Here is a 12,652-nt window from a genome sequence, read left to right as displayed (position 1 = left end):
GCCACGGAAACTCCTGCAACCCGTGCGTCTTTTCTTCTGCGGGCCCACCAGTAGGCATGCTTTGTGCTAACTTGCAATCATCAATTTAGACGCAAACGAGAGAGACACATGGCAGCCGAAGAACATAAAACCATACCGTCCCAAACCATCGAAGACGCGGCCTTGCAGCATGCACTAACTGAGCTTAGCCGCACCATCAACATCATTACGACCTACGGAAACCACCATCCGGCAGTACAGCAAGCCGCCACCACAACGATCGAGGCCATGACCGCCCTCTTCACGCAGCGCAGGAAGGTCATCATCGGTAGCTTCAGCGGCGCTCTTACCGTTGACGGGGTCCAGGTTACCGCCAGCGGCGCCCTGCTCAAATCGCTCGAACGACGGCTGTCGCGCCTGCGCATCACCGGACTGAAGATTGATTCAAAAATCAGCAACGACGAACTGCTGCAACTGGCCGAACTGCTCTCCTGCAAGGAAGCCAACGATTTCCAGGCCGGCATGGGCCAGGCCGGCCTCGCCCACATCTCAACGGAAGAAACCCGTTTCGAAGCCGTTCGCGAAGACCAAACCGTTGCCAACACGAGCGACCTGGCCGGGATGGGTGGCAGCGGCGTGCTCGTGCTGGAAGACGACTCCCTGGAAGATGAAGCCGGCTCTTCCTGCCAGGGCGGTTCAAGCGATGTCCATGTGGAGCAGATCGTTGCGTTTCTAAAAGGCGACATCGATTTGGACGACAAAGGGGAAATCGGGGAAGAACTTGCGGAGCTGGCCTCGGACCCCGCCCGGCTGGGCAAGATGATTATGGAATCGGTCGCCGTCCGGCAATCGGTTTCGGAACTTTCCGGCGAATCGCTTGGCGACATTGTACTGGGCTGCCTGCGCCGCACGTTCAATGGATTGCGCAAGCAGGCGGCCTTCCAATCCTCGGAAGGCGTTGCCGACATGCGCAAGGCGCTCCTGCTGCTTGAGGAAAGCGTGCTCGACCGCATGCGCGACCTAACCGGCGATTCCAACCCGGAGCTCGACCGTCAAATTGTTCAAACCATCCGCGAAATGGATGAAAGCCTCGGCTTCGAAATGGCCGCGATGCAATACATGGAACATCGCGATGCCATCGAACACAGCAAAGAGGAGCTGCAAGCCTATGTGAAGGCGCACGGGGCAACCGCGGCCGAAGGGTTGCTCTCCGAATCCGAATTCCCGGCCTCCGAATGGCGCCGGATTGTCGTGGACAGCCGCAAGGCTCCCGGAGGCGAATCCAACCCGCCCATCGCCGCCGGCATCAATACGCTGGCCACGGTCTTCGAGAAACTCGAAAACCTGATGAAGTCGGACTCGGCCGATGGCGCCCTGGTGAAGGATCTGCTCGGCGAAGCCAGCAACAACCTCGACGACACCATCTTTACCACCAAGGAAAAACTCGATGTCCTCTCGCAGCACCTCAAGGACGACGAGACCGGAACCATTGGCGGCCAGGGACGCAACATGAACCAGGCAGAGCTGCTGGCCGCTCTTTCGGAAGTGGCGCAGGAACTCATGCAACCGCTCACCGCCATCAACGCCTCGCTCGAAATGATGATGCACGGCTATGTGGGCGAAATCTCCGAGGAGCAGCGCGACCTGCTCAACCTGGCCTCCAACAGCGGCGAGCACCTCAAGTATCTGATGAGGGAGCTGATCGAGATCGTCGGCTGCCCCACCAACAAGGGGGTCGACAGCCGCTTCCACACGACCAGTGAAGAAGTCATCCTGATGCAGCAGGCCAGCTGACCCACACACACAAAAGGCGGGTTTCCCCGCCTCTTTCGCAATCCTTTCCGCAAAGCGGGGCTACGTCACGTCCTGCCCGCGGCTCATGACCACCTTGCCGGTGCGAACCAGCTCGATAATCGTGAACTTGGCAATCATTTCCTCGAGGGCGTCGATCTTGCTGGGGTTTCCGACCACCTGCAGAATCATCGAGTCCGGGGTCAGGTCGACGGTTTTGCATCCATAGTGCTCCGCAATCTGCAGCGCCTCGGAACGGCCCTCGCTATCGACGGCGATCTTGATCAGCCCCATCTCCTTCATGACAGACTCGTCGTAGGTGTGGTCGATGCAGTTCAGCACATCGATCAGCTTCAGGAGCTGCTTGATGATCTGCTCCAGCCCGGTCGGGTCGCCGCTGCACGTGATGGTCATCCGCGAGAAGTGGCCATCGACGGCAGGCGAAACCACCAACGACTCAATGTTGAAGCCGCGCCGCGAGAAGACCTGCGCGATACGCGCAAGCGCCCCCGGTTTGTTCGAAACGTAAACGCTCAAGGTGTGCATGTTTTTATCTGAATTCGGCATTTTAAAAACTCCGTTTTAGGGTCGAAGGTCTGTTGGTCAAAGGTCGAAGGTCGGCCATGGATCGAAAGACCTCCGACTTTCGACCTCCCGACCAGCGACCACCCGGCCGCAAGCGGCCTAGGTCGATCCCGTCGGTTTTTCCAGCTTGATGCTCGGCGGCTCGATCAACATATCCTCGATGGCCGCACCGGCGGGAATCATCGGGAACACGTTATCGGTCTTCTCAACTTCGCAGTTGATCAGGCACGGGCCTTCGTTGTATTCCAGCGCATTCTGGAGCACGCGCTTGACATCGCCGGGGCGCCGCAGGTTGAAGCCCTTGATGCCGAACGACTCGGCCAGCTTGACGAAGTCCGGGTTGCCCTCGAGGTCAACGCCGCTCTTGCGGTCGTCGTAGAACAGCTCCTGCCACTGGCGCACCATGCCGAGGTAGTGGTTGTTCAAAACAACCACCTTGATCGGCAGCTTGTGCAACGCGGCGGTCGCCAGCTCGAAGAAGGTCATCTGGAACCCGCCGTCGCCAACGAAACAGACGTTGATGTCGTTCGGGCGGCCGAACGCCGAGCCAATGCAGTATGGCAGGCCAACGCCCATCGTACCGGCGCCGCCGGAGCTCAGCCAGTTGTAGCGGGAGTCGTTCTTATAGAACTGAGCCGCCCACATCTGGTGCTGGCCAACATCGGTGGCAACAACGGCCTTGCCATCGGTCAGCTTGTAGAACTCGTCGATGATATGCTGCATCTTGAGGCTGCCCTGCCGCTTGAACTTGAGCGGATACTTGGCCTTGTAGCCCTCGAGATGCTTGCGCCACGCCAGCGTCTCCAGAACCGGAACATGCTTGACCAGCTCGTCGATCGCCGTCTTGGCGTCGGCAACGCAGGCAATCTGCGGCTGGATCATCTTTCCAATCTCCGCGGCATCGATATCGATGTGGATGATGGTGGCGTTCTTGCAGAACTCGGCCGGCTTGCCCAGGATGCGGTCGTCGAACCGCGATCCAATGTTCAGCAACAGGTCGCACTCGCAGATCGCCTTGTTGGCATAGGCCGTTCCGTGCATGCCCAGCATGCCCAGCGAAAGCTCATGGGTTTCCGGGAACACGCCCTTGCCCAGCAAGGTGGTTGTTACCGGAATCTGCGCCTTCTCGGCCAAGGCCCTCAGGCTGTCGTCCGCGCCGGAAATCATGGCGCCGTGCCCCGCGAGGATCAACGGGCGCTTCGACTTCGAAAGCGCCTCGGCAATTTCCAGAACCGTATCGTTGTCGACCGAGCCATCGACCGTGTAGCCCGGCAAATCCATCTCGGCATGGAGATCGGCCGTGCAGGGCCCGGCACTGATATCCTTGGGAATATCGATCAAAACCGGCCCCGGCCGCCCGGTGGTGGCAATGTGGAACGCCTCGCGAATGACCCGGGGAATCTCGTTGGTCTCCTTCAGAAGATAGGAATGCTTAACAACGGGCATGGTGATGCCGAAGATATCCGCCTCCTGGAAGGCATCCTTTCCGAGCATCCACGAAACCGACTGGCCCGAAAGAACAATCATCGGCACCGAATCCATGTGGGCGGTCAGCAGGCCCGTCAGCGTGTTGGTCGCACCGGGGCCGCTGGTAATCAGCACCACCGCCGGCTTGCCGGTGGCGCGCGCATAGCCATCGGCCATATGGGCGGCCCCCTGCTCGTGGCGCGTCAAAACAAAATTAATCTTGGTGTTGGTAGTCACCAACGCATCGAAGATCGGAATAACCGATCCTCCGGAGTAGCCGAAAATATATTCAACTCCCTCGTTTTCCAGGCACTTGATAATCGCCTGGCCACCTTCCATGGTTTTATTTGTCATCTTTTTACCTCCAAAAGTACATGCACACTAAAACATGCCTAAATTTTGTCAACATTTTTGGCCAACAAATAATCTACCGCAAAAACATGCTCCATTTAAGTCGGCTTTTTGAGCCAAACAGTTGAAAGGCACGAATATTACATCCTAAAACCTAAAACCAAACCACCAACAAGACCACTTCCATAGTCAAAAGATGCTATCTCATGATCATCCGCATCGCTGACCGACATTTCTCCACCCATTTTAGACCCAAAAATACCAGAGACGTAGGTTCCCGGGAAAAATTCATACATAACAGAACCCACAAGTGAAAAGGATTTATCCTCCCCCAGGCCATCGGGCTGGCTATTTCCCGGCGACAACCGGAACCGGAAGCTTTCATAGCGCCCCAGCAGCCCCAGCTTCCAATGCTTCGACAGTTCATAGGTAAACCCAAGCCCCGGCCCGGCCGTTGCCGCAAAACCGCCCCCCGTACTAAAATTAAGGCGCTCCGTGATATCCCAATTAACCAGAAGAATCGGAATCACCAGCGGATCATCCTCAATCCGGCCAAAGACACCGAACGCCGGCCCCAAAAACAACGACTCGCCAAACCGATACCCCACCCCGCCGAAAAACGAAGCCCCAAGCCCATCGGCCACATCCGCCCCGGTTTCGACATACGACCTCACCGACGGTGCCGCAAAAAGCATCCACTCCTCATTCAGTGCCCAGCGGGCGAACAGTCCAACGCTGTAGCTATCGATATTGTTCCACGGCTCCTCCGCCAGGTCGTTGAAATTATAATCCTCCTGGCCATACCCAACGGAAAAAGAGAGCATCCGGCTAAAATCCCACATCCGCGACAATCCCGCCTCGATATAATAGCGGTTGACCGAGAAAGGACCGTCGCCCTCGATATCGGCATCGAAATGATAGACCGACCCCGCCCGCACCGACGGCGCCCAACGCGGGAATGTAATGGCCGGCGGCCCATTGGTCGCCGCGAAGGCGGTGCCAGAAACCAACAAAAGACAAAAGAGTTTCAAATGCATGGAAACATGCAATACACCGAATCCGCCAAAATGAAAACCCCAACACGGTTAATATTCAGCGAATCCCCGACGCGCAACCTGCACAAAATAATCCTTAATTCGGGAAGGGAACCACGGATGAACACCGATGGACGCTGACATTCAGAAGATACGATATTGGCCCCACTGGATATCGGTTATGCATATCCTGTTTTTGGTTCTGTGTTTATCTGCGTTCATCTGTGGTTCATTTACGTTTCCAAGCTCATGAATCTTGAGCCTCTGTGTGGAGGGCGAGGTTCCACCCGAGCCGCCCGTGGAGGGGCGGAAAGATTTTTTGGAGGGCGGCGGGAACTGAAAGGCCACGCCGCTTTAAAAACCGGTGCGGGCGGTTTTGTTGGCCACACAATTGAGAAGCAATTGCGCGCATAGCACAAAGACCACAGCCAGGCTCTTCATCCCTACCATGAACTTTACTTGAATGGTCTCACCACAGAGGAGCGGGATTGTTCAATTGCTCTGTGTCTCGGTGACCTCTGTGGTAAAAAACAAATCTGTTTAATTGGTCATGATTCACACCAAAGCGGCTTTGCAGTAGAAAAAATGACAGAACAATTAGGACAGAATGATTTCCTTTATGCCGTAACCATGAATTATTTTGTCCTAATTATTCTGTCAGAAAAATTGCACAAGAAGAGGTTATGGGTGGTTCGTTTAGGAACGCAAAATGGTAAGAAGTGAGAATGCAAGGAACCAATGAACCCGAATTCCCCTCTGCGCCCGCACCGGAAATAGTCCTGTTATAAATCGTCTTGTGAAAAAACTGGTTGGAGGGCGAGGTTCCACCCGAGCCGCCCGCCGTCCCGTGGGGCAGGCTTTCCAGCCTGCCCATCCCGGCCCTGAAGCAGGCAAGAAAGCCCGCTCCACATTTGGAGGGAACGGTTCCACCCGGTCTGCCGCTCGGTCGGCATCGGTCGTTGAGGCCAACGACCCTCCATCAGAAGAGGAACACCCCGGGCAACTCGAACACTCCTCCGTTTTCTTTTGCGCTCCTTGCGCGATACTTGACCTCCGCAGCCTTGGCGAAGGAGGTTCGCGGTTAATCAAAACCACCGCACCAACCACGACCGCCAACCCTGCAACAATGTACACCACTCTTCTCATAGCATTCCTTCGAAGTTCCATGTTCTACATTCGGTGTTCAATATTCTGTTCATCAGCGTTGCTGATGAACAGAGGGCTCCTTACAAAAACAGCCGCAATCAGCGGCTGGTGCAGATGAAATAACAACGCCCTAAAACATCCCAAAATTAAAAATGACGAAATAGGCGGCCTGACCCTTTTTGGTTGACCCTTTTTCCCTCACTTCGTCCCCCTTCTTTCTCCGATACGAGACGGAATGTAGTCCCGAACAAGACTATAAAGATCGTCAGCATGGGACTGAAGTACCTCACCATCCACAATAATGCCTGTCCTATCAGCACCATAGCAGAAGGTGGTTTTTAACTCCCCATTCAATATCACCTCACACACCAGTCGTACATTAATTCGCTTATCGGATGCTTTGAGTCCGGATGCCTTCAGCTTATTCACCTCCGAATCGATCTCATACCAAATATCAGCCCCGATATGGCGAATCTCGACTTTGAAGTCGTATCTGTTTTTCACATCTTCGACCGACAGCGGCCTGCGAGTTTGCACAGTGAATGGAATACAATAAAATACGAGTTGCTCCCTACCCACTCCTACCTTTATCTCGGAAGACAGGCCTCTATGCTTGTGCTTAGAACCGCTAGATATAATACCCAGTGAACACAACAAAAGTGCGCAATAAATTTTCCCTGAGCTTTTCACACTAATCCCCCGTTTCGTCATCGTCAGGCACAGAAGGGCTCTCCTTTTCCGCTTCGCCATTGGATTCTGTCTCAGTATTGTTAATGAATGTTGTTGAATCAGGCATTGTATTATCGGGACTCTCCCAGTTTATATCAGAATAGTGTTCCCTGGTAGGTTCCCCCAATTCATTAGCTATCGGCGTTTCATATTCAGCTATAATCTCATTCTCCAAAACAACATCCGCAGCACTTTGATCAATGCCCGCTTTGTCTTTCGCTGCATGTCCAAGCTCATGCGCGAGTCCTAATGCAGCACTTTGCACATCACCATTTTCGCCAACTCCCAATCCTGAATTTGAATCCCACTTTATGGTATTATCTGCATCGATATATCTATTATCATCGCTGTCGTTGAAGCTAATACTTACAGTTTCACCCCACTCTGCAATATCACCCAGCAACTCCAAAGCAACACCCGACTGCTCTAAATACTCTATCGCTGCGAGCAATACGTCACAATTTGCAATATACTCATCCACTGTTTCAGCAGGTGACATTGCCACGGCAAGCTCAAGACCAAGGGGATCAAATTGCGTAATCGGGTTGCTATGCACATAACAATATACATTCGGTCCATCCGCATACCCAATAGGGTCCCTCGTCAGAAATACGCCAGTCTCCAAATCCCTGAAGCGCATTCTCTCATTCAACAGCCCCAAATCCTTCTCTTCTTCTTTGGTATTCGCTTTCTGGCGGTCTGGATCATCGCCCCATTCGTATGGACGGGTTCCGTACGCCTCGTACAGTGCGAAAGATGTCAAAGAACCACTTGCGTTACTGCGGGCGATTACATCACCGCGATGGTTGGCGTGCGAGCAGATAATTGCTGGATTCTCGATGCTGGATCCTTGGTGCTTGAGGCTGTAGACCATGCCGCCAACGCCGCCGCCCATGCCTTCGCCTCTTACGAACTCCGTTCGTAGGTTATCAGTTATCAGGTATTGGCTATCAGGGGCAGGCACTTCGTATTCCTGGATGCTCAGGCCGCCGTCGAAGACGCAGAACATGTGCCCGGTCGATCCATCCACTTTCGGGGCAGCTTGAGCACTTTTAAGAAATGGCGTATCCGCGTCGATTAAGCGCTGGAGGGGCATCGGCCCCGATGCCCGGTCGGCGAGGCTATCGACCTTCCACAAAAGGCCATGGTTTTGTTGCGAATGCTTGTTTGCCGACGATCCCGTTGCGTTTGTTGTGCCTTTCCGGGAGTTTCAGGAAGGGGCGCATCGTGGATGGCCATCCCCGGATCTAGGTTTATTGCCCATCCGCGGTTTTTTGCGGAAAAAACGGGGATGCACCGGATTTTCCGGCTATGGTCTGCGCATGAAGACCAACGAATGTATTCAGGCATTGGAGACCGAACGGGCGGGCGATTGGGATCGGGCGCACCGGATTGTGCAGGAGATCGATACGGCGGAGGCGGCGTGGGTGCATGCCTACCTCCACCGGGTGGAGGGCGACCTCGGCAATGCGGCCTATTGGTATCGCCGCGCCGGTAGGCCGGAGTGCCGCACCTCTTTAGAGGCTGAGTGGCAGGTCTTGTTCGATGCCCTGTCGTAACTCCATATTCGTTTGACCCGATTGGGGGAAATCCCCATTATCCCGCCCCTATATGAAACAGGAAAAAGCAACCGTAGTAGAACATCATAATTTCCAGGGCGAATACCGCATCCTGCGCCTGGCCGCGCCGGTCGTCGGCCCCCTGGTGAAACCCGGCCAATTCCTTGAGCTCCAGGTGCCCCGGCTGGACGAGCGGATCCTCCGCCGTCCGTTTTCAATCTACCAGGCCGATGCCGAGGGCGTGGCCGTCCTTTACAAGGCGGTCGGACGCGGCACCGAGGCGATGGCGGCCATCCAACCGGGCGACGAGGTCGATATTATCGGCTCGCTGGGCAACGGCTACCCGGAAGCGGACGCCAACAAGACACCGGTACTCGTGGCCGGAGGCTACGGCAACGCGGCGCTCTACATTCTGGCGCAGCGCATGGAAAAGACGGGGATCGCCTTTTTTGGCGGCCGCTCGGAAATCGACATCCTGCTGGTGAAGGAGTTCGAGGCGCTCGGCTGGGAGGTGCGCCCGACGACGGACGACGGCACGCTCGGAACCAAGGGCTTGGTTACGGCGGCGTTTGATCCGTGGATGAAGGAGCAGGAGATTGAAACGCTCGAGCTGTTCGTCTGCGGCCCCAACCCGATGCTGAAGGCCATGGGCGACCGCGCCATCGCAAACAAGTTCACGGCGTGGCTGTCGCTCGACCGCAACATGGCGTGCGGCGTTGGCGCCTGCCTGACGTGCGTCATCAAGCGCAAGACGGGCGAGGGCTGGGAATGGGCGCGCTGCTGCAAGGATGGCCCCATCTTCGAATCCCGCGAGATTCTCTGGAACGAGTAATAGGAACTTAGCTTGAATGGTCTCACCACAGAGGACACGGAGGCACAGAGAAATATAGCAATCCCGCTCCTCTGTGCCTCAGTGCCCTCTGTGGTAAAAAAAGGAATCAGTTTAATTTGGTATAATAGCCACAAAGAGTAACAAGAATCACAAAGACAAAAGCGGTTCGGGTCTTTGAGCCTTTTGTGCCTCTTCGTGGCGATCCTTAACAAAGGTTTGTAATGAGTGTTGATCTGAAAATTAAAATTGGCTCGATGGAGATGAAGAACCCGGTGACGGTTGCTTCGGGGACGTTTGGCTACGGGCCGGAATATGCGGAGCTCGTGGACCTGAACCGGCTGGGCGCGATTACCGTGAAGGGCATCTGCCCGGACGAGCACGTGGGCAATTCCACCCCGCGCACGTTCGAGACGCGCGGCGGCATGCTCAACGCGATTGGCCTGCCGGGCCCGGGCGCCAAGGGCTTCATTGAAAAATATGTACCGTTCCTGAAGCAGTACGACACCCCGGTGATCGTGAATATTTGGGGCAAGGGCATGGACGACTATGGAACGGTTGTGGAAATGCTCGATGGCGAAGAGACGGTTTCGGCCTACGAGATCAACCTCTCCTGCCCGAACGTGAAGGAGGGCGGATCGGCCTTCGGCACGGAGGTGGACACCTTTTCGCGCGTGATCGAGCTGGTGCGCGGCAAGACGCAGAAGCCGATCATCCCGAAGCTGGCGCCGAATGTGCCGAATATCGCGGCGTTCGCCAAGGCGGCCGAGAATAGCGGCGCGGACGCCATCTCGATCATGAACACGATGCCGGCCATGGCGATCAACATCGATACGCTGGAGCCGGAGCTCGCCAACAAGTTTGGCGGCCTGAGCGGCCCGCCGATCAAACCGATCGCGATCAAGCTGGTTTTCGATGCGGCCAGGGCGATCGATATCCCGATCATCGGCATGGGCGGCATCTTCGAGCCGGAGGACGCCATTGAATTCATGATTGCCGGGGCAACGGCGGTTGCCGTGGGCACGGCCAACTTTGTTGACCCCTCCACGATTGACCGCGTGATCGACGGGATTGAACATTATCTCATCAAAAAGGGTCACTCTTCAGTAGCCGACATCGTGGGAACCGTAAAGGCCTAATGATTTGAACAGGAAATTGCAATTTGCACTGACGATTGGACTGGGCGCTGTTTTTGCGGCGGCGATTTTCGGCTATTCGTTTTGCCAACCCTTCAAACCCAATGCGGTGCTGGAGGCGATCCCCGCCCGGGCCACCTTCGTCTTCAAGGCAAACGACCTGGGCGAGCTTTTGCAGAGCCCGGTCTGCGGGCAGCTCGACAAGGCGCTCGGCGCCGGCAACACCCTGAAGGAACTCACGGACGCCAACGGCTGGATTAAACTTGCGGCGGCATCGGAAATCGCCGTGGCCGACATCCCCTTTCGCAACGCCGGGCGCAGCAAGAGCTGGGCGGCGGCAAGCTGGGTGGGCTGGCGCAGCCCCTGGCTACGCTGGAAGCTGGAACACACGCGCAACGAAAACCTGGAGTTGCTCGGCAAGCATGCGGTGTGGCCGATCTGGCAATATAGCCCGCCCAACATTGCCCGCGGCAAGAGCCTGACCTTTGCGCTGACCGACAACCTGCTCCTGGCCTGCCTTTCGGAATCGCCGGCGGACATCCTCCATTTGCTCGACACCTACGACCAACGGGCCCCCGCCCATACCCAAGGACAACAACCATGAAGATGCCAGAACTCGCTATCCCCTGCCTGCTCTCGATTTTGTTGCTGGGTGGTTGCAAATCGGCCGATGAAAAAACGATGGCCGACGACGGCGACGAATTCGTTTTGCCGAAGATGCAGCAAAACACCTACCTCGCGCACTCCAAGATGCCGCAGTATTTCGGATTCGAAGCCTATGCCGTCAGAGGCGGCCTCGATTTTCGGGGCCATGCCAGGATGCACCCGAACCACATGGCCACGGTCGACTTTGAGAAAGGGAAAATTCCCGTCATCGAAGTGCGCGGCCGCTCCCCCCGCATGAAGCTTAAATTGCTGCTCGACACCAGCTCGCCTACGTCGTGGATGGAATTCAAGGCCTCCCAGGAATTCGAGGCCACGTTCCTGGGAGTCGACGATCAGTCGATTCCCTACCGCGGGGGATACAACACCGGCGGGGTGGAGGCCTATGCCGCCGTGGTCAGGCAGATTCGCATCGACCAACTCTTCATGGAAAACGTACCGCTCTATGTCCGCATGGCCATGAATTCGCTCGGTCCGCTGGAACGCGGCATCCAGAAACCCAAGGTGGAGGCCGTGTTCGGCTGGGACAACCTAGTCCATTTCGAATACATCCAGTTCGATTTCAGGGAAGAGGCCGTCCATTTTTCAGCGAGCATCCCCTATATCCCCCATCAGGACTTGCTGATGACGGAGGCAAAGATGGTCGGGCTCCGGGGCTATGGACTTGCGGTCGAAGGAGCCATCTTCGGCGAGCCCACCCCGATCATCCTCGACGTTGCGGGCGACTACCACTTTATCCGCAGCGATGTCAAGGTGAGCAAGACCAAGCAGGTGAGCATTGGCGACGTGGTCTATCGCAAGGTGCCGACCATGCTCTATCCCGTGGATCCAACCCGTACGGCAAACCCGCCTCCCCGCGCCGGGCGCCTGATGCTCGAAAACTACCTGATCACCATCTGCCCCAAGCAGGGCGTGGTCTATTTCGAGCGATTCCCCGAATAGAAAGCGGACTGCGAACACGGAACGTTGAACAGCAAGCCAGCCGACCGAAGTTGGAAGTTCGAAGTTCAACGTTCGATGTTCGAAGTTTTTCTCCTCGACCTTAGCAGGTGCCGAACCGCTAAAACGGGATGATAGGCCAGCATGCGCGGGCCGGCATAGCGCATAACCTCCCGGATACGCTCCCGCATGTCGGGTTTGTAGCAATGAACCGTGCATTGATTGCAAACGGGCTTGCCGGCGCCGAAGGGGCATTTTTCGATGCGCCGCCCCGCATAGCCCATCAGATCTGCGCAATCCGGGCATAGCCCTCCGCCCGGAGCATGGTGGGCCTTGCAATAGATGAGGATCATCGCCGCAACGGTTCGGGCTTCAAGGTTCATGCTGGCTTTCTATTTGATACCGCAGGCTTTTCCAAGGCCGAATGCCCACATCGACACAACC

12 protein-coding genes are annotated in these 12,652 nt (G+C 56.1%); 7 read left to right on the top strand and 5 right to left on the bottom strand.

All coding sequences use genetic code 11. The features are described from left to right. The first annotated feature begins 108 nt into the window (after nt 1-108). Nucleotides 109-1,773, top strand: coding sequence for a hypothetical protein (locus E9954_RS22270; protein ID WP_136081491.1), 1,665 nt, complete (start codon nt 109-111; stop codon nt 1,771-1,773). A gap of 60 nt (nt 1,774-1,833) precedes the next feature. On the opposite strand, the gene ilvN is transcribed toward E9954_RS22270, so the two are convergent. The 3 genes from ilvN to E9954_RS22255 form a co-directional block, all read right to left on the bottom strand. Beyond that, complete coding sequence (gene ilvN / locus E9954_RS22265) at nt 1,834-2,337, bottom strand: acetolactate synthase small subunit (RefSeq protein WP_187357965.1); 504 nt, start codon at nt 2,335-2,337, stop codon at nt 1,834-1,836. Between the two features lie 117 nt (nt 2,338-2,454). Continuing rightward, nucleotides 2,455-4,176 carry a biosynthetic-type acetolactate synthase large subunit gene (gene ilvB, locus E9954_RS22260; RefSeq protein WP_136081490.1) on the bottom strand — a complete coding sequence of 574 codons (1,722 nt, stop codon included), beginning with the start codon at nt 4,174-4,176 and terminating at the stop codon, nt 2,455-2,457. A 137-nt stretch (nt 4,177-4,313) separates the two neighbouring features. Then, nucleotides 4,314-5,210, bottom strand: coding sequence for an autotransporter outer membrane beta-barrel domain-containing protein (locus E9954_RS22255; protein WP_136081489.1), 897 nt, complete (start codon nt 5,208-5,210; stop codon nt 4,314-4,316). A gap of 456 nt (nt 5,211-5,666) precedes the next feature. Between E9954_RS22255 and E9954_RS22250 the strand changes: the two genes are divergently transcribed. Then, nucleotides 5,667-5,930 (top strand): hypothetical protein, encoded by a 264-nt coding sequence (locus E9954_RS22250; protein ID WP_136081488.1) that lies wholly within the window; start codon nt 5,667-5,669, stop codon nt 5,928-5,930. 1,114 nt (nt 5,931-7,044) lie between these two features. Here E9954_RS22250 and E9954_RS22245 read toward each other — a convergent pair. After that, nucleotides 7,045-8,091, bottom strand: a complete 1,047-nt coding sequence (locus E9954_RS22245) for an RHS repeat domain-containing protein (protein ID WP_222847281.1) — start codon at nt 8,089-8,091, stop codon at nt 7,045-7,047. Between the two features lie 313 nt (nt 8,092-8,404). Here E9954_RS22245 and E9954_RS22240 point away from each other — a divergent pair, with 313 nt between their 5' ends. The 5 genes from E9954_RS22240 to E9954_RS22220 all read left to right on the top strand — a co-directional run bounded on the left by E9954_RS22240 (nt 8,405) and on the right by E9954_RS22220 (nt 12,211). Continuing rightward, complete coding sequence (locus tag E9954_RS22240; protein WP_136081487.1) at nt 8,405-8,641, top strand: hypothetical protein; 237 nt, start codon at nt 8,405-8,407, stop codon at nt 8,639-8,641. Nucleotides 8,642-8,693: 52 nt separating this feature from the next. Beyond that, complete coding sequence (locus tag E9954_RS22235; RefSeq protein ID WP_136081486.1) at nt 8,694-9,473, top strand: dihydroorotate dehydrogenase electron transfer subunit; 780 nt, start codon at nt 8,694-8,696, stop codon at nt 9,471-9,473. Between the two features lie 221 nt (nt 9,474-9,694). Continuing rightward, on the top strand, nt 9,695-10,609 hold the full coding sequence (locus E9954_RS22230; RefSeq protein WP_136081485.1) for a dihydroorotate dehydrogenase: 915 nt from the start codon (nt 9,695-9,697) through the stop codon (nt 10,607-10,609). 16 nt (nt 10,610-10,625) lie between these two features. After that, entirely contained in the window at nt 10,626-11,210 is a 585-nt protein-coding gene (locus E9954_RS22225) for a hypothetical protein (protein ID WP_168442502.1), read from the top strand. Next, nucleotides 11,207-12,211: a hypothetical protein gene (locus E9954_RS22220; RefSeq protein WP_136081483.1), complete on the top strand. Its 1,005-nt coding sequence runs from the start codon at nt 11,207-11,209 to the stop codon at nt 12,209-12,211. The genes E9954_RS22225 and E9954_RS22220 overlap by 4 nt, the downstream gene beginning before the upstream one ends. Nucleotides 12,212-12,276: 65 nt before the next feature. Here the strand turns inward: E9954_RS22220 and E9954_RS22215 are convergent, their stop codons facing one another. Continuing rightward, complete coding sequence (locus E9954_RS22215) at nt 12,277-12,591, bottom strand: nitrous oxide-stimulated promoter family protein (RefSeq protein WP_136081482.1); 315 nt, start codon at nt 12,589-12,591, stop codon at nt 12,277-12,279. Nucleotides 12,592-12,652 lie beyond the last annotated feature (61 nt).

Origin of the sequence: Pontiella desulfatans (genome assembly GCF_900890425.1) — a bacterium.
In the GTDB taxonomy this organism is placed as follows: Bacteria; Verrucomicrobiota; Kiritimatiellia; order Kiritimatiellales; family Pontiellaceae; genus Pontiella; species Pontiella desulfatans.
Note: the sequence above shows the minus strand (reverse complement) of the source record. Positions and strands in the feature narration are given on the sequence as shown.